We start from the raw sequence: 17,344 nt of genomic DNA, 5'->3' as shown, positions 1-17,344 counted from the left end.
AGACAAACCCGACACCCACTAGAAAAGGATCAAGGCTAGGACCTGGGGGAATAACCTGCAACGAACCCCAGGGGAATTACGTGGCGTTCCACACCGAGGCCGGCTACACCACCGCCTTCCTCCTCAGCGGCATCCTGCTCGCCGTCGCCGGCGTGCTGTTCGCCCTGCTCGTCGACCCCGAACGCGACCGCCACAATCCCCTCAGGAGCGACCATGTCCCAGCCTGAAACACACCACCCCCCGCTGGACCTCACCCCAGACGAACTACTCAGCACCACCCGCGCGGTACGACGCAGGCTGGACGTGACCAAGCCCGTCCCGCGCGAGGTACTCCTCGACTGCACCCGCCTGGCCCAGCAGGCGCCCAGCGGACGCAACCGGCAACGCTGGGACTTCCTCTTTCGTCGCCGACCCCGCCCAGCGACGCGCCCTGGCCGACCTGTGGCGGCGCGGCCTGGCCAGCCCCGCCGCTCCGCAACCTCACGACGGCCCCAGCCGCCATGATTACACCGCCGAGGCAGGCTGGCACACTATCGCCGACAGCCTGCACCACCTCGTCGACATCCTGGACCAGGTACCCGTCCTGCTGGTGCCCTGCATCCAGGTCGGATCGCGGGCCGAACTCGACGATCCGGCAACACAGGCCGGAACCTGGGGCTCGGTGCTGCCCGCCGTGTGGAGCTTCATGCTGGCAGCCCGCAGCCGAGGGCTCGGCACCGTCTGGACCACCCCGCACCTCAACCACGAACGCCAGGCGGCCACGCTCCTCGGCCTGCCGTACGAGACAACTGTCCAATGCGCGCTCATCCCCATCGCCTGGACGATCGGCACGCAGTCAAGCCCGCCCACCGCGTCCCCGTCGCCGAGGTCGCGCACTGGGATTACTGGTAGATCTCACGAACGTAAGCCGAAATCCACATACAAGATCCCCTGGTCGGCGGCGCGGCCCGCGATTCTTATGATCCCGCCGCCCTCTGGGAGAGCTCAAACCTCGGCTCCGCGCGCTGAGACCGAGCCCCTGCGCAGGTCTACGCCGCAATAATTACGCTCTTGCCGCTCTCATAAACGTTCGTCCCGATCTCCCTCGACCTGCCCACCCTCACCGTGGACACCTCCGACGGCTACCAGCCCGACCTCGCTGCCATCGCCGCCTTCGCCATCCGACTCTCCTGCCGCGTCCAGAGCGTCGACCCCGACCACTAACCTGGTCTTCGCCGCAGTGATCGAGCGCTTCCGTCAGATCACAACCGTGCCCGGATCGGCTGTTCACAGGCCCAGCTCCCGTAGCTGGGCGGGGCGCAGCGGCCGCCAGCCGTCACTCAGCTTGGCCAGCTCCGCCTCCACATCCACGTGGATCGCCCCGAAGAAGTTGATATTGTCACTGTGCCCGGGTGAAATGTGGGCAAGCACGTCGTCGGGAACGTCGCGGCCCTGGCCCCGCAGGTCAATGACCGCTTTAGAATAATATTCTGTTGTCCACGTCACGACACAGTTGGTCAGCACGGTCAAACACCACGCCTGTTCGGTCTGCTGGGACAGGTGCGCCTTGGTGACGATGCCCTGCTGGGCGTAGTGCAGATCGCGGCGCAGCGCGTGCAGGGACTCGCCCTTGTTCAGCTGGCGGGTGATCTTCCTGCGGTACGCCGGATCCGACAGATACTTCGCGGTGTGGATCGTACGGCGCAGCATCCCCCACTCCTTCAGCGCGGTGGCCAGGGTGTTCTGCCGGGAGGCCGCCGACCACTTGCCGACGATCAACGAAGCGGTGGCCTGCCCGAACTTCAACGACCCCGCCATCCGCAGCAGGTCCGGCCACATCTCGGCGACCAGGGCCTCATTCCACCGCGCTCCGAGCAGCGGACCAGCGTGCGGATACAGCTTGCCGATCTCGGTCGGGGTGTCGTCGCGCACCAGGGTGACGCGGGTCAGGTCCCGCATCCGCGGGGTCAGCGCCTTGCCCACCAAGTCGAAGAGGGCAAAGTTAATGAGCGTGGCCCCGTGCGTATCGGTCGCGTGTTCGACGATCGGCAGGTCGGTGGCGTTGCCGAGGAACTCGTCCAGGGCGAAGTGGCCCTCCCGCGCCGTCGGCACGATGATCTTCGTGCCGTAGGTCGACCACTGGTCCGACACGTGGGTGTAGGTGGACAGCACCTGCCCGCCGTGGATGGTCATGGTCCGCCCGGTCACGCTCTTGCCGCGCACCGGGAAGCGTTGGCCGTCGGAGGAGGACATGGTGCCGCCACCGAATACCTTGGCCAGCGCCAGCCCGTAGTGGTGATCCACCACGCAGGTGTTGGCCTCACGCAGCGTCTCCTCCCGCACGTACCACTCCATCGTCCAGGCGAGGGTGTCGTAGGAGATGCCGCACGCCTCACTCATCTTGACCAACCCCAAGTTCGTGGCCTGGCTGATGAGCACCGCCAGGATGTTTCGCTTGAGCTCGGCCGAGGTGGCCAGCTTCTTGCCGCCGGCGTGGGTGAAGCAGTCCAGGAACCCGGTGCGCGCGTCCAATTCGATGAGCAAGGAGGCGATCGGCGCGAACGGCAGCATCCCGGCCAGCTCGTCTTTGAGCTCCTTGGCCTCGGCCGGGATGTCCTCGGCCGACAGCGGCGGGATCACCAGATGATCGTCGTCGTCCAGGCGGACCGCGCCGGTGTCATCGGGCAGGGCGCCGGCCAGGACCGTCTCCAGATCCGCCAGGGCGGCGTGCAGTTCCTCCTTGCCTTGCTCCAGCGCGTCGCTCGCCTTGCCCGGTTTGCGGACCAGCTGGCAGAACTCCGCCCGGCGCGGCTCCCATTGCTCGGGGGTGTACAGGTAGGTGGAGGGGTCGGCGTATCGGCGCGAGCCCGGCACGAACACATCCCCGCTGCGCAACCCGTCCCGCAACGCCAGCAGCACGCACAACTCCCAGTAGTGGCGAAAGGCGGTGTCATCGCCCGCCTTGCGGGCCTTCTCCAGGTAGTCGGCGTAGCGGGTGGGCACGAACGACAGCGGCGCGCCCTCGGGGACCTTACGGCCACCAGTGCGGTTCAGCTCCTTCAACACCGCCACCGCGCCCATCAGCTCGGTTGTGCCCGGCCCGCCGTGGAAGTCGATCGCCGCCAGCACCAGCGGGGTGAACTGCCGCAGGTAGGAGTAGGAGGAGGCCATCTCCGACAGGCGGCCGTGGTCCTTGGGCAGCGCCTTCCACCCGCCTGTGGTCACCTCCCGCAGCCTCCCCATCCCGATCCGCTCCCGCAACAGGCCGCCGACCTGCTCGTCGGGGACCCCGGGGTTGGCCAGCACCGGCAAGATCACCTGTAGCAGCAGCTGCCGGGCCTCCCCGGTCTTGGCCCGCTCCACCAGCGCCTCATCGGTCTTGGTCTTCGCCCGCGACTCTCGCGCCGAGACGGCTTGGTCGAACAACGCCACCACCTCATCCAGCTGGTCGATCGCGGCCTGGGCGACGAACGCCAGCAAGATCGGATACCGGCGTTCCCGGCGCCGCTCCAACCCCTGATTGGTGGAGCGGCGCGCCACCTGGGCCAGGAACCGGCGCCGTTCGTTCGGCAGCACCGACAGATCCAGCAAGCGCGCGTCCATCGCGCGCAGCCACGCCAGCTTGTCGATGGAGGTCTTCACCGCCGTCGCCGAGGCCTCGGTCGCGGGTTTGGTCAGCCACTCCAACCGCGTACACCCCAGCCCGGCATCGACCTTCAGCAGCAGATCCACATCCGAACGCACCTGCTCGGTCAGCAAGTGGGCCACCTTGTGCGAAGTCAACTCTCCCGCCGCCGCCCGGGCCGTGCCGACCATCTTCGCCAACGCGATCGCCCCGGGCCGAATCACCTTCGCCGACATCAGATACTCGCGAGCCAGATTGAACAACAACGTCGGGGAGTCGTGCTCCATGGCCCTGTCCTGCAGGAACTGCTCCAGTTCCTTCATCTCCTGGCTGTCGGTCGCGGCCTGTTTCCAGCCCAGGTACTTGGCGACCTGGCCCACGTGGTCGGACCGGGTCTGGGCTCGCTGCCCGTATCCCCGCAGCGCCCCTGGATACAGGCCCAACGCGGTCGCCAGCCGGGACACCGCCTCCGGCGGAGCCGCACTCACCTCATCGGGCACAAACCCCAGCCAGGGCAGCGTCGCGACCATCACGGCCATCCCGAGCCGATCGGCCGGGCCTCGTCCCCGACCCGGATCCACGAACGCCACATCCGCGGGCGTCAACGTGAAGTGCGTGATCAACTCATCGCGGCCGATATCCGGGAACGACCGCAACTGCTCCAACTGCTCGCGGGAGAACATCTTCTCCGACACCGAACCACCCCACGCTCTAGACCGGACAAACCGGTACAGAACGTAGCGGAAACGATCTCAGAGCCCCACGCCGACCCCGGCATCACCACAGGTCAGAGCTATATCTGTTGGATTCTTCGACAGGACTACCGGGACCCCTTGCGGGCCGCGGCGTCCAGCCCCTCCAAGGTCGCTTCGCGTTCGGTCTCGGCCATGGCGGCGAAGAATGCGAACAGCATCCGGCCGGGCCCGGCCGGATCGTAGATCCCGGCGAGCATCTCCAGGACCAGGCCGTGCGCGGTGAGGTGGTCGGCCAGGGCAGTGAGCTCGTCGGCGTCGCGGCCGATCCGCTTCATCTCGTACACGGTCAGGATGACGCGGCAGTGCGGGGCGTGCGCTTTGATCTGCCGGGCGGCGGCCAGGGCCTTCTCGAACTCGGGCCGGACTCTGACGCGGGTGAAGATCTTCTCGGAGAAGATCTTGTCGCGGCCGATGCAGTGCGCGGTCAGGGCGTCGAGCTGGGATTGCAGCTCTTGGGTGAGGGAGGAGCAGCGGGCGTAGCCGATGCGGATGTCGGCCGCGGGCCGATCGGCATGGCCGGGGGCGGGCGGCGGGGTGCCGGGCCGCCACGGCTGGCCTGGCCCGCGGTCGGCGGGGGTCTGGATCGGGCCGGGCCGGCCGCGGTCTCACGACAGGCATGCAGTCATGTGACGCAAGCACGGCCCGCCACGACGGCCGAAGATACGGACACGGCGCTTTCCGTCCGCACTCCTGCGGTCGAGCGAGTCCGGAAAGCAAGGGAAACGCGATGACACTCACGAGCCTGGCCCGCGCCACCGCCACCATGATGGTGGTGGCCGTCGCCGCGACGACCCTCACCGTAGGACCCGCCGCGGCCGTCACCACCTTCACCTGGCAGGACATCCAGGGGCAGTTCGACAACGACCCGGCCAACGGGGCCGTGGCCTGGACCTGGATCTGGAACGGCAGGCCCGACGGCCGCTTCGCCATGATCGAATACGAGTACTACGACGGGACCTTCGGAACGCTCGGCACCACAGTGGGGACCAGTTCGAGCGCGAACGTGCCCAAGGACATCTGGAGGATCAGGGCGGGATACCGCATCCCTTCGGGCTGGATCTACTCGCACTGGCAGTACTGAACCGTAGCCCCCATGCCATGACCAGCCTCGGCCGCTACGTCCGCCTCGGCTAGGAAACCTCCGCCCGCATCACCGCCGAGCACGACCCCGCCAACCGGCGCCGCGTTCGCTGATCAGGTCTGGCTCTCGCAGATCAGAGCCCATTTGGCGGCCAGTGCCGCCGCTCACGTACCCGCGCTCGCCACCGTGGCGATCCGGGAGCGCGGGTCGGCCAGTAGCCGGCCGGTGGGCGGGGTGACCAGGGTGGTCGCGATGATATCGGCGAACTCCGCGGGGCCGAATCCGCGCGTGGCGCGCGCCGGGATACCGATGGGTCGACCGGAGGAGATTATCGAGGGCCGCGGGTCGAATGGGGCGGCGTTGCGGTTGACGGTGATGCCCGCCGCTCGGACGTCGTCGGCGAGCAGCCGTCCGGCGAGGATGTTTTTAGGGAGAGTTGCTCCTTCGGCGCCTCGCCGCGACAGGCAGGCGAGGGCTCTCCCGCTCCGGTAGATACGGCGCGATATTCAGTTGGTGAGGAACTATGCGAGTTCATCGCCGTAGAAGGTGCTGAAGGAATTGACCGGTTCTCGTGGGGTGCGGTGCCGATTGAGGTGGTGGTCGGGGTCGGCATGCCCCAGTGCGAGCCCGCAGACGACGATGTGCTCCTCGGGTATGCGCAGGTGTTCGCGCAGCACCGGATAGAAGTCGATGAACGACGCCTGCGAGCAGGTGTCCAGGCCGGCCTCCCGGGCCGCGAGCATGAGCGCTTGCAGGAACAGGCCGGCGTCCACGAGTGCCCCCGCGAGGGGATGCCGGCTGACGGTGAGGATGATCCCGACCGGTGCGCCGAAGAACTCGTAGTTGCGCCGGTGATGGCTGAGCCTGCCCGCCGTGTCCTCCGGGGCGAAGCCGAGCGTGTCGCGATACAGGCCCTCCCCGAAGCGGCGTCGGCGTGACAGGTACGGCTCCGCCCACTCGTCGGGCCGGGGCTGGTACGGGTATTCGGTCTCCGGCACCCGCTCGCCGTCGTCGTGCGCGCGGAGGACCGCGGCGCTGAGGCGACGCTTGGCCGCACCGGTGATGACGTGCACGTGCCAGGGCTGGGTGTTGGCGTTGCTGGCCGAACGAGCGGCCAGGGCCAGCAGCCGGTCGATCTCGGCCCGCGGGACGGCCTTCGGCAGGAAGGCGCGCACGCTACGACGGCCGAGCAGCGCCTCCTCGACCGTCGCCGCGGACATCGTCAGTTCGTCCACGGGTCGCATCTCAGGCGGCGGGTGGGGTGATGTCGTACGAGATGCGCCCGGCGGGCAGGTAGAACAGGGCGATCAGCGCGCCCCCCTTGACCTCGGGGTAATGGTGGCTGCTGGGCCCGGGCGCGGTCCAGCCCGCGCCCGTCCATCCTCGCGGGCCGATGAGCCGGGCGCCGGGGTCGAGCGGGATGACGACGTTGAGCTCGCCGTAGGGATGCTGGTGGTACTGCCCGCGGTAGGGCTCCTGGCTGTCCATGTACACGGCCGTGATGCTGAAGTAGTTCAGTTCCTCGCTCGGTTCGGCGATCCGGCTGCGCCGGTACTTGGGGCCGTCGACTTCGATGTTGGCCGCCCACCCGTCACGGACGCCGTCGTTGATCATGCGAGCGAGGTCGTCGTACAACGGCGTGCCCGGACCGTAGGTCTCGTTGAGCCAGATCTCGAGGTCCTCACCGGCGGTGCGGTTCTTGATCTCGTCGAGGAACGGGATGCTGCGCTCGATCAGGTCGTGCGGGGAAGTCATGGAAACTCCTTGCGTTCGATTGCCGCACAGAGGTTCAAGAGATACTGTGAGGCGGAGCTGTGATGATCGGGAGGGATGGCGGCATGGGACGTCTGGCGGACAAGGACCACGCGGAGCGGCAGGAACGCCAGCTCGCGAACGCGCCGAACGCGGCGGACTTCTCCGAGGCGCTGGCACGGGGTCTGGCGGTGCTGTCGGCGTTCGGGCCCGACCGGCGGCGTCTCACGCAGGCCGACCTCGCGCGCGAGCTGGACCTGTCGCGGGCGACGGTGCGGCGGGCGGTTCTGACGCTGGAGCATCTCGGCTTTCTCGTGGTGGACGGCCGCACGTACGAGCTCACACCGCGCGTCCTCCGTCTGGCCAGCGGCTATCTCACGTCGAACGTGGCAGGTGTGATCATGCAGCCGGTGTGCGACCGGATCTGCGGGGAGTTGGGCGAGGCGTGTTCCGTCGCGGTGCTCGACGGCCCGGACGCCGTGATGATCGCCCGTTCCGTGCCGAACCGGTTGCTCCAGATCGGCAGCGGGATCGGCTACCGCACCCCGGCCGCGATCTCCTCGCTGGGCAAGGTGCTTCTCGCGCACCTGCCGCCGGAGGAACGCGCGGCCAAGCTGGCGCAGGTCCCCGACGCTCCCTCGGGTGAGGTTCTCGACCGCGTCCTGCGCGACGGCTACAGCTACGTGGCCGACGACGTGGAACGCGGCGCCCACTCGATCGCCGTGCCGCTGCGCCGCTGGGACGACCGTACGATCGCCGCACTCCACGTCGGATGCCGGATCGAGCAGATCTCCCCGGAGGTCATGCACGGCGATGTCCTCAAGGTCTTGAGGGAAGCCGCCGAGGAGCTCCACCACCAGCTCATGTGACAAGGCCGGGCTCCCGGTGGATCGCTGAGGGGCGGGTGGCGGCGTCGTAGGCGGCGTGACCGCCGACGGCGCCGACTCCGCTGTCGCCGGCGGGTTCGAAGACGCGGTCCGGGCCGCCGCCCTGCCATTGGTTGATCCAGATGATCCCGGCGGGGAGGGTTTCGGCGGCCTTCGCGTGCGCGGGGTTGTTCGTGTAGATCGTCGCGGCCAGCCCGAACCGCGACCGTCCGGCGAGCCGCAGCCCGTCCTCGAACGAGTCGCACCGGCGCGAGCGGGCCGAAGGTCTCCTCGGTCATGACGAGCATCGTGTCGTCCACATCGGTCAGGACCGTGGGCGGGTAGTAGAAGCCCTTGCCACCTGGAAGCACGCCTCCGGTGTGCACCTTGGCCCCGTGTGCCACGGCGTTGGTGACATGGGCGTGCACGAGGTCGCGCTGGCGTGCGTCGACCAGCGGGCCCAGCAGCTTCGCCTCGTCGTCACCGTCGCCGAGCGTGTAGGTCTCCGCCGCCGTGACCAGCGCGTCGATGAACGGGGTGGCGATGTCGCGGTGGACGTAGATCCGTTCCATCGAGGTGCAGATCTGCCCCGTGTTGACGAACGCTCCGTGGGCCACGGCTCGGGCGGTGACGACGGGGTCGACGCCGGTGTCGACAATGACCGGGTCCTTGCCGCCGAGCTCCAGAAGCGCCCGGCGCAGCCCGTGGCCGGCCTTCGCGCCGACCGCGCGGCCGACCGGGACCGAGCCGGTGAAGTGGATCAGGCCGACGCCGGGATGCTCGGTCAGGGGTTCGCCGGCCCGTCCGTCGCCGAGGACGAGGTTCGCGACTCCGGGCGGCAGCGTCAGCAGCTCGAACAGGCGGGCCGTCGACAGGGGTGACTTCTCCGACGGTTTGACGACGATGGTGTTCCCTGCGGCCAGCAGGGCGCCGACGGCTGAGAGCACCGCGGCGATCGGGAAGTTCCATGGCGTGATGACGGCCGCGACCCCAAGGGGATTGCGGATGATCCGGGTGGTTCCGCCTCCCTCGTGCACGATGGACGTCTCGAAGGAGTAGGTGGCGGCGTCGGCCAGGCTCGCCTTGAGCGCGGCGACGCCACCCGCCACGAAGAAGCGGCCGGCCGCGGCCGGCTTGCCCATCTCCTGGCATTCGAGCTCGGCCAGCTCGGCGGCGTGCTCGGCGATGCCGTCCGCCCATGCCTCCACCAGACGTACGCGTTCCGCGACCGGATACGCGTGCCATTCCGGTTGTGCCACCGTGGCCGCGGCGACGGCCTTGTTCACATCCAGCGGCGATCCGGCGGGAAACCGGGCGACGGCCTCCTCCGTCGCCGGATTCACCACCTCCAGCCTGGCGGGGTCGGCGGACTCGACCCACGTGCCGCCGATGAAGTTGCGCAGCGGTGTCACGCTCGTTCTCCTCATTGTTCCGTCACTGTTCAGTCCAGAAGGTCGGCGATCAGCTCGCCGGCCATGATCGCCGCGAGGTTGGTGTTGGCGCGGGGCACCGTTGGGAAGATCGAGGCGTCCACGACGCGGAGCCCGTCCACGCCGAGCACGCGGCAGGCGGGGTCGACCACCGTGGAGTCCTCGTCCGGGTCGCCCATGCGGCAGGTGCTCGTCGCGTGCTGGGCGTCGAACGCGGTGGCGAGCAGGTAGTCGTCCAGTGCGGCGTCGTCGTCGAGGACGGCGAGCAGCGCCGTGTTGAGCCGGTCGGGCGAGAACGCCGTGATCGATTCGACTTCCTTGCTGCGCACCAGGTCCATGAGCTGCCTCGTCGCGGTACGCATCCGACGCAGGTCACGCTCGTCGGAGAGCATCCGCTCGTGGACCTCTGGCTGGACCGTGGGATCGGCCGAGACCAGGCCGACGGAGCCGCGGGAGTAGACCTGGTTGACCCACAAGCCGAAGGCGCCGGCGCCGAAGTGCAGCTCGGCGATCTCCATGGCCAAGACGTTCTGGTTCCCCGCCATGACGAGGATGTCGTTCTCCTGCCCGGCCGGATCGTCGCTAGTGTAGCGGATGCACACGTTGGTGTGCCGGGCATCGGGGCTCTTGACCGCCGAGGCCTCGTCGAGCGGAATGCCGATGAAGACCACGGGATGGTCCTGCAGCCCCTGCCCGACAGGCAGGTCGGCGACCACGTCGACGCCCAGCGACCGCAACCGGTCCGCCGGGCCGACGCCCGAGCGCAGCAGGACCGCCGGCGAGTGGACCGTGCCGGCGCTCAGCACGACGAGGTCCGCGTACTCGCTGGTCAGCTCGCCGTCCGCGAGGACCCGCACGCCGACCGCCCGGCCGCCGGAGATGATGACCTTGTCGACGAGCGCGTCACCTCGGACGGTGAGCGTGCCGAGGTCCCGTGCCGGTTCCAGGTAGGCGTCGTTGGTCGTCACCCGGCGGCCGAAGCGGGAGTTGATGGGATAGGGCGAAACCCCGCTGGCACCTGGGGCGTTCACGTCGGGCGCCCAGCCGTACCCGGCCGCGCGCGCCGCCTCGTGCAGGGCGTGGTCCACCGCGCCCCAGGCCGCCTGCGGCGTCCGGTAGATCGGGATCGGGCCGCCACGCCCGTGGTAGGACTCGTCGCCGAACTCCTCGTCGTCCTCGAGTCGCGCGAAGTACGGCAGCACGTCCCGCGGGGACCAGCCCGAGCAGCCCATACGCGCCCAGTCCGCGAAATCCGCCATCGGGGGGCGGATGGCGATCTGACCGTTGACCGCCGAGCTGCCACCGACTCCGCGGCCTCGCCAGAACGGCGCCGGCGCCTGCCGGTCGGTGCGCGTCGCCTGCAACCCCTGCCAGACGAGGCGTTCCGTCGCCGCCGGGTCCATCAGCGCGCGCATCGGATTCGGCGAACGCCAGACCTCGGGCATGTCCCGCGAACGGTAATCCGGGCCGGCTTCGAGGAGCAGAACCCGTTTGTCCTGGGCGGCCAAGCGTGCCGCGAGCGCTGCCCCCGAAGACCCTGCCCCCACCACGATCACATCCCAACGCGTCCTGTTCATGACCCCTCCTGCGGTGTGTTCGATTAACGAACCAAAGTTCGTGTCTATGGCCAGGCCACCGTACGACGTGACGCGCCCCATGCGCAACGGCCTATTTGACGGGCGCTAATGACGGAGTGTGATGAGAACTTCCGTTCATCTGCCCATTGCGATCCGGACATCCTGGACTTACGCTCTCTCCATCATCGCACATTCGTGCGACAATCGAACATTTTCTACGGCGGTGCCCGCTGCCGGAGGGAGCAAGATGCCCCGAGAAGAAGACGTCCTGACATCGCTGCCCGAGATCGTGCCGGGGTTGGAGGATCTCTACCGGGACCTGCACGCGCACCCGGAGCTGGCCTACACCGAGCACCGCACGGCCGCGATCGTCGCGGGGCGCCTGCGCGAATGCGGCTTCACGGTCACCGAGCACGTCGGTGTCACCGGCGTGGTGGGCCTGCTGCGCAACGGCGACGGCCCGACCGTGATGCTGCGCGCGGACATGGACGCCCTCCCGGTCGAGGAGAAGACCGGCCTCGACTACGCGAGCACGGCGACCACGACCGGTGAGATGGGTGAGATCGTTCCGCTGATGCACGCCTGCGGCCACGACATGCACGTGACCTGCCTGCTCGGCGCGGCACATCTCATGTCCTCCTCGCGGGAGCACTGGTCCGGCACGCTGGTGGCCCTGTTCCAGCCCGCGGAGGAGGGCCGGGGCGGGGCGAAGCGGATGATCGCCGAGCGGCTCTTCGAGCTCACGGGGAAGCCGGACGTGGTGCTGGGCCAGCACGTGTTCCCCTTCCTGGCGGGCACGATCGGTTACCGCGCCGGTCCGATCCTGGCCGCCTCCGACGGTTACGAGGTCCGGCTGTTCGGCCGGGGGGCGCACGGCTCGCGGCCGGAGGCCGGGGTCGACCCGGTGGTGCTCGCGGCCTCGGTGGTGATGCGGCTGCAGACCATCGTCTCCCGCGAGGTGGCCGCGCACGAGCAGGCGGTGCTGACCGTCGGCGCGATCAACGCCGGCACCGCGGCGAACATCATCAGCGACCACGCCGACCTCAAGCTCAGTGTCCGCACCTTCGACCGGGAGGTGAGCGCGCGGGTGCTGTCCTCGGTCCGGCGCGTCATCGAGGCCGAGTGCGTCGCGTCCGGCTCCCCCAAGCCGCCGGAGTTCGCCGAGCTGTTCGGCTTCACTCCGACCGTGAACGACGAGGCCGCGACCGAGCGGGTGGTGCGCGGCCTGCGCGCGCGGTTGGGCGCGGACGCCGTACGGGAGATCGCGCCGATCATGGGCAGCGAGGACTTCGGCGAGTTCGGTGCGGCCGCCGGCGCGCCCTATGTGTTCTGGGCCCTGGGCGGCGCCGACCTGCAGGCGTACGCGGCGGCGGAGGCGGCGGGCGTGCTGGAGGAGGAGATCCCGTCCAACCACTCGCCGCTGTTCGCGCCCGTCATCCAGCCCACCCTCGGCACCGGGGTCATCGCGCTGGTGACGGCATCCCTGCAATGGCTGGGCGGCACGCCATGACCGGGCGGGGGTTCAGCAGCGACAACGCCGCCGGCGCGCATTCCCTGGTGCTGGCCGCGATCACCGAGGCCAACAGCGGGCACGCACCCGCGTACGGGGGCGACGCGTGGACCGCGCGGGCGGAGGCCATGCTCGCCGAGAACTTCGGCCGGGGCAGCCAGGCCTTCCTGGTGTTCAACGGCACCGGCGCCAACGTCTCGGCGCTCGCCTCGATCCTGCGGCCGCATCAGGCGGTGGTGTGCTCGTCCGACGCGCATCTCCACACCGACGAGTGCGGGGCGCCGGTCCGCTTCACCGGCAGCACCGTGCTCCCGGTTCCGGCCGAGCGCGGTCTGCTGACCCCTGAGGCCGTCGAGGCCGCGATCGGGCCGGGCGGGCGTGGCGAGCACCAGATCGTGCCCGCCGTGCTGTCGCTCACCAACGCCTCCGAGCTCGGCACCGTTTACCGGCCCGACCAGGTCGCCGCACTGGCCGAATGGGCGCACTTGCGCGGGTGGGTGGTGCACATGGACGGTGCCCGGCTGGCGAACGCGGCGGCTTCGCTGAACTGCTCACTGGCGGAGGTGAGCACCGGAGCCGGTGTCGACGTGGTCTCCTTCGGAGGCACCAAGAACGGGATGCTCTTCGGCGACGCCGTGGTGTTCGGCGCGACCCCGGCTGGAGCCGCCGCGGCCCGCGACTACCGATACGTGCGCAAGCAGTCGACGCAACTGGCGTCCAAGATGCGCTTCCTCGGGGCACAGTTCGTCGCGCTGCTCACCGGCGATCTCTGGCGCCGCAACGCGGCGACGGCCAACGCGGCGGCGTCGTATCTCGCCGAGCGGATCGCCCAGGTGCCGGGCGTGCGTATCGCGTATCCGGTGCAGGCCAACGCCGTGTTCGCCACGATGCCGCCGGCGATGCGCATGCCGTTGGCCGATGAGTTCCGGTTCCACGTCTGGGACGAGCAGGCCGATCTCGTCCGGTTCGTCTGTTCGTACGACACAGAGCTCGCCGACATCGACTCCCTGCTGTTGCGGGCGGCCCTCCTCGAAGGAAGTGCATCACCATGACGGCGACCACTGCCGAACAAGACGCGCCGAAGACGTTTCTCGGCCAACCCCGCGGGCTGGCGACGCTGACCGGTGTCGGGATGTGGGAGCGGTTCTCCTTCTACGGCATGCAGGTCGTCCTGCTGTACTACCTGTTCTTCTCGGTGTCCGAGGGAGGGCTCGGCCTGTCGATGGCGGCGGCCACCTCCGTCGTCGGCGCCTACGGCGGCCTGGTGTACCTGTCGACGGTCTTCGGCGGCTGGGTCGCCGACCGGCTGCTGGGCTCCGAGCGGACGCTGCTCTGCAGCGCGGTGCTGATCCTGCTCGGGCACGTCTGCCTCGCCGTCGTCCCCGGACTGACGGGAGTCTGGATCGGGCTGTGCCTGCTGGTCCTGGGCAGCGGCGGCCAGGTGGGCAACGTGACCTCGCTGGTGGGGTCGCTCTACGACGCTCGGGACCGGCGCCGTGACCGTGGTTTCCTGCTCTTCTACATGGGGCTCAACGCCGGAGCCCTGGCCGGGCCGATCCTCACCGGGCTGACCCGGACGCGGCTGGGCTTCCACTACGGGTTCGGGCTGGCCGCGATCGGCATGGCCATCGGACTGACCATCTACGCGGCCGGGCGAAAGAACCTGCACGCACGCGGGCGCGTCGTGCCCGATCCGCTGTCGCGGGCCGGCGCGATGCGGGCTTTGGGCGTCGGCACGCTGATCGCGGTCCTGGTCGCGGCGGGTGCGGTGACCGGTGTGCTGTCGGTGCGGCACCTGGCGACCATCGTCACCGTCGTGCTGCTGGGCCTCATCGTGGGCTACTTCGTGACCATGCTGCGCAGCGGCAAGGTCACCGGGGAGGAGCGGCGCCGGCTTTATGCGCTCATCCCGATGTTCCTGGTCAACTGCGTGTTCTGGACGCTTTACCAGCAACAGTTCACCGTCCTGCAGATCTACGCCGCGACCCGCGTCGATCTGCGGGTCCTCGGCTTCGCCATGCCGCCGGAATTCTTCAACTCCGCGGTGCCGGTCTTCGTCATTCTCTGTACGCCGCTGCTGGTGTCGCTGTGGACGAGACTCGGTCCGCGCGAACCTTCGACCCCGGTGAAATTCCTGGTCGGCATCCTCTGCATCGGCGTCTCGTTCCTGCTTTTCACGCCGATGGCCGCGAGCCACGGCGCGGTCAACCCGCCGCTCGCACTCGCCGGGATCCTGCTGGTCTTCACCCTGGCCGAGCTCTTCGTGTCGCCCGTACAGCTGTCACTGTCCACCAAGCTCGCGCCCCAGGCGTTCCGCACCCAGATGGTGGCCCTGTGGTTCTTGTCCACCGCGGCGGGCTCGGCCGCGGCCGGCGCCCTCGCCGCGCTCTATTCCCCCGCCGGTGAGACCGGCTACTTCTCGATCTCCGGTATCGCCTCGATCCTGGTCGGCGCGTTGTTCGCGCTGACCATTCCCTGGACCAAGAAGATGATGGCCGGCGCTCGCTGAGATCAGCGCCGGCAGGAAAAGAGGAACCGTGTTCACCCATCACGACTCGCTGTACCTCGGCGGCCATTGGGCCGCCCCCGCATCCGACGCGCGAATCGCCGTCGTCTCGCCCAACACCGGAGAGACGATCGGCGAGGTTCCCGAGGCGGTGCACGCGGACGCCGACGCCGCCGTCACGGCCGCGAGACGCGCGTTCCCCGGCTGGCGTGACCGCGACCGCGCCGCCGCGCTGCGTCGCTTCGCCGACGCGATCGAAGCCCGCAAGGACGGCTTCGCCCACCTCGTCGCGGCCCAGAACGGCATGCCGATAGCGTTCGCGTCCCAACTGGAGGCCAACTTCCCGGCCACCTTGCTGCGCTACTACGCCGACCTGATCGCGGACGACCAGGAAGAGGCCAGACCTGGACTGCTCGGAGGGACCGTCCGGGTCCGCAGGGAGCCGCTCGGTGTCGTCGCGGCGATCGTGCCGTGGAACTTCCCGCAGACCCTGGGCTTCATGAAGATCGCGCCCGCGCTGGCCGCCGGGTGCACGGTGGTGGTCAAGCCGTCGCCCGAGACCGTGCTGGACAGCTTCCTGCTGGCCCAGGCCGCGATCGACGCGGAACTGCCCGCCGGTGTGCTCAACATCGTGCCCGGCGGACGGGACCTGGGCGCCTACCTCGTGACCCATCCGGGCATCGACAAGGTGGGGTTCACCGGTTCGACAGCGGCCGGGCGGGAGATCGCCGAGAAGTGCGGGCGACTGCTGCGCCCGGTCACCCTCGAACTCGGCGGCAAGTCGGCCGCGATCGTCCTCGACGACGCCGACCTGGACCTCGGCGCGATCGGACAGGACCTGTTCCTGGCGACATTGGCCAACAACGGGCAGACCTGCTACCTCGGCACCCGGGTGCTCGCCCCGCGTGCCCGGTACACGGAGGTCGTCGACACTCTCACCGAGTTCGCCGCCTCGCTGAAGGTCGCCGACTCACTCGACCCGGACGCCCAGATCGGGCCGATGGTCAGCGCCCGGCACCGCGAGCGCGTGGAGGGCTACATCGCCAAGGGCCGCGCGGAAGGCGGCCGCGTCACCACAGGCGGAGGCCGGCCGGCGGGCCGCGACCAGGGCTGGTTCGTCGAGCCCACCGTGTTCGCCGACGTGGACAACGACGCCACCATCTGCCAGGAGGAGATCTTCGGCCCGGTGCTCGCCGTGATCCCCTACCGCGACGAGGACGAGGCCGTCCGCATCGCCAACGACTCGGATTTCGGCCTGGGCGGCTCGGTCTGGTCCGCCGACCCGGAGCGCGCGCTGAGACTGGCCCGGAGGATCGAGACAGGGACGATCGGTGTCAACCGCTACCTGCCCGACCCGGCGGCGCCCTTCGGCGGCGTCAAGGCCAGCGGCATCGGCCGCGAACTCGGCCCCGAGGGGCTGGCCGCCTACCAGCAGCTCAAGTCCATCTACTGCTGAGGTCGGCTCCCCCGGGAGCAGACCGCTGACACCCACAAGACGCAGCGCAAAGGATAGTTCGACCATGACCGAGTTCAACCCCGCCGACATTCGCGTGATCGCCTGCGACATCTTCGGCACCACCTTCGACTGGCGTACCGGCGTCGCCGACCAGGTATCCCAGGTCGCCGCCGAGCAGGGCGCGGCGATCGACGGCGGTGAGTTCGCCGACGCCTGGCGAGAGCGATACCTGCCGTCCATCCAATGCGTCAATCGCGGCGAACGCGACTGGGCCCACCTCGACACGCTGCACCGCGAATCCTTGGACGACCTGCTGGAGACCCGCGGCATGGCCGGCGCGTTCGACGAGGCCGCCCGCCGGCGCATGGTCCGCGCGTGGCACCGGCTGCCCGCCTGGCCCGACGCGGCTTCCGGGCTGGCCCGGCTGCGCGGACGTTACGTCGTGGCGGCACTGTCGAACGGCGGTTTCGCGCTGCTGACCAACCTCGTCAACAGCACGCACCTGCCCTTCGACTGCGTCCTGTCGGCCGAACTCGCCCGCACGTACAAGCCCGCGCCGGCCCCCTACCTGACCGCCGCCAACCTGCTCGACGTCGAGCAGGACCGGATCCTCATGGTCGCCGCCCACACCTGGGACCTCGACGGAGCCCGCCAGGCCGGGCTGCGCACCGCGTTCCTGGAACGGCCCCTGGAGAAAGGACCCGACCGCCCCGCCGACCGCGCCGCCGACACCACCAGCGACCTCGCCGCCACCAGCTTCGACGAGCTCGCCGACAAGCTCGGCTGCTGAAGCGTTCTTTATCTCGT

At 69.3% G+C, this 17,344-nt stretch carries 14 protein-coding genes and 2 pseudogenes; 9 read left to right on the top strand and 7 right to left on the bottom strand.

The window, feature by feature from the left end:
• The first annotated feature begins 80 nt into the window (after window positions 1-80).
• Both AB0F17_RS57935 and AB0F17_RS57930 read left to right on the top strand, forming a co-directional pair.
• Complete coding sequence (locus AB0F17_RS57935) at window positions 81-227, top strand: hypothetical protein (protein ID WP_358043274.1); 147 nt, start codon at window positions 81-83, stop codon at window positions 225-227.
• Between the two features lie 203 nt (window positions 228-430).
• On the top strand, window positions 431-1,042 hold the full coding sequence (locus tag AB0F17_RS57930; RefSeq protein WP_358043279.1) for a nitroreductase family protein: 612 nt from the start codon (window positions 431-433) through the stop codon (window positions 1,040-1,042).
• A gap of 224 nt (window positions 1,043-1,266) precedes the next feature.
• On the opposite strand, the gene AB0F17_RS57925 is transcribed toward AB0F17_RS57930, so the two are convergent.
• Together AB0F17_RS57925 and AB0F17_RS57920 are read right to left on the bottom strand one after the other, a co-directional pair.
• Complete coding sequence (locus AB0F17_RS57925) at window positions 1,267-4,299, bottom strand: Tn3 family transposase (RefSeq protein ID WP_358043271.1); 3,033 nt, start codon at window positions 4,297-4,299, stop codon at window positions 1,267-1,269.
• 125 nt (window positions 4,300-4,424) lie between these two features.
• A complete protein-coding gene (locus tag AB0F17_RS57920) occupies window positions 4,425-4,844 on the bottom strand; it encodes a recombinase family protein (RefSeq protein WP_358043276.1) in 420 nt (139 codons plus the stop codon).
• Window positions 4,845-5,086: 242 nt separating this feature from the next.
• Here AB0F17_RS57920 and AB0F17_RS57915 point away from each other — a divergent pair, with 242 nt between their 5' ends.
• Window positions 5,087-5,440, top strand: a complete 354-nt coding sequence (locus AB0F17_RS57915) for a hypothetical protein (RefSeq protein WP_358043268.1) — start codon at window positions 5,087-5,089, stop codon at window positions 5,438-5,440.
• A 248-nt stretch (window positions 5,441-5,688) separates the two neighbouring features.
• Here AB0F17_RS57915 and AB0F17_RS57910 read toward each other — a convergent pair.
• From AB0F17_RS57910 to AB0F17_RS57900, 3 genes and pseudogenes are all read right to left on the bottom strand, one after another.
• Window positions 5,689-5,820 (bottom strand): annotated as a pseudogene (locus AB0F17_RS57910) (serine hydroxymethyltransferase); the annotation flags it as partial.
• A gap of 141 nt (window positions 5,821-5,961) precedes the next feature.
• Entirely contained in the window at window positions 5,962-6,675 is a 714-nt protein-coding gene (locus tag AB0F17_RS57905; protein ID WP_358043266.1) for a nitroreductase, read from the bottom strand.
• A 10-nt stretch (window positions 6,676-6,685) separates the two neighbouring features.
• Complete coding sequence (locus AB0F17_RS57900; protein WP_358043263.1) at window positions 6,686-7,195, bottom strand: DUF4863 family protein; 510 nt, start codon at window positions 7,193-7,195, stop codon at window positions 6,686-6,688.
• An 83-nt stretch (window positions 7,196-7,278) separates the two neighbouring features.
• Between AB0F17_RS57900 and AB0F17_RS57895 the strand changes: the two genes are divergently transcribed.
• Window positions 7,279-8,061, top strand: coding sequence for an IclR family transcriptional regulator C-terminal domain-containing protein (locus tag AB0F17_RS57895; RefSeq protein WP_358043260.1), 783 nt, complete (start codon window positions 7,279-7,281; stop codon window positions 8,059-8,061).
• On the opposite strand, the pseudogene AB0F17_RS57890 reads toward AB0F17_RS57895, so the two are convergent.
• Together AB0F17_RS57890 and AB0F17_RS57885 are read right to left on the bottom strand one after the other, a co-directional pair.
• Window positions 8,054-9,485 (bottom strand): annotated as a pseudogene (locus AB0F17_RS57890) (aldehyde dehydrogenase family protein). The gene AB0F17_RS57895 and the pseudogene AB0F17_RS57890 overlap by 8 nt on opposite strands.
• Window positions 9,486-9,499: 14 nt before the next feature.
• Window positions 9,500-11,065: a GMC family oxidoreductase N-terminal domain-containing protein gene (locus AB0F17_RS57885; protein WP_358043257.1), complete on the bottom strand. Its 1,566-nt coding sequence runs from the start codon at window positions 11,063-11,065 to the stop codon at window positions 9,500-9,502.
• Between the two features lie 247 nt (window positions 11,066-11,312).
• On the opposite strand from AB0F17_RS57885, the gene AB0F17_RS57880 reads away from it, so the two are divergent.
• The 5 genes from AB0F17_RS57880 to AB0F17_RS57860 all read left to right on the top strand — a co-directional run bounded on the left by AB0F17_RS57880 (window position 11,313) and on the right by AB0F17_RS57860 (window position 17,327).
• A complete protein-coding gene (locus AB0F17_RS57880) occupies window positions 11,313-12,575 on the top strand; it encodes an amidohydrolase (protein ID WP_358043254.1) in 1,263 nt (420 codons plus the stop codon).
• The gene (locus AB0F17_RS57875; RefSeq protein WP_358043251.1) at window positions 12,554-13,627 is read left to right on the top strand and encodes a beta-eliminating lyase-related protein; all 1,074 of its coding nucleotides are present in this window, start codon (window positions 12,554-12,556) and stop codon (window positions 13,625-13,627) included. Before AB0F17_RS57880 ends, AB0F17_RS57875 begins: the two co-directional genes overlap by 22 nt.
• On the top strand, window positions 13,624-15,084 hold the full coding sequence (locus AB0F17_RS57870) for an oligopeptide:H+ symporter (protein ID WP_358043248.1): 1,461 nt from the start codon (window positions 13,624-13,626) through the stop codon (window positions 15,082-15,084). The genes AB0F17_RS57875 and AB0F17_RS57870 overlap by 4 nt, the downstream gene beginning before the upstream one ends.
• Window positions 15,085-15,112: 28 nt before the next feature.
• On the top strand, window positions 15,113-16,537 hold the full coding sequence (locus tag AB0F17_RS57865) for an aldehyde dehydrogenase (protein WP_358043246.1): 1,425 nt from the start codon (window positions 15,113-15,115) through the stop codon (window positions 16,535-16,537).
• Window positions 16,538-16,601: 64 nt separating this feature from the next.
• On the top strand, window positions 16,602-17,327 hold the full coding sequence (locus AB0F17_RS57860) for a haloacid dehalogenase type II (protein WP_358043243.1): 726 nt from the start codon (window positions 16,602-16,604) through the stop codon (window positions 17,325-17,327).
• The last annotated feature ends 17 nt before the right edge of the window (window positions 17,328-17,344 follow it).

Origin of the sequence: Nonomuraea sp. NPDC026600 (assembly GCF_040638335.1) — a bacterium.
Taxonomy (GTDB): Bacteria; Actinomycetota; Actinomycetes; order Streptosporangiales; family Streptosporangiaceae; genus Nonomuraea.
Note: the sequence above shows the minus strand (reverse complement) of the source record. Positions and strands in the feature narration are given on the sequence as shown.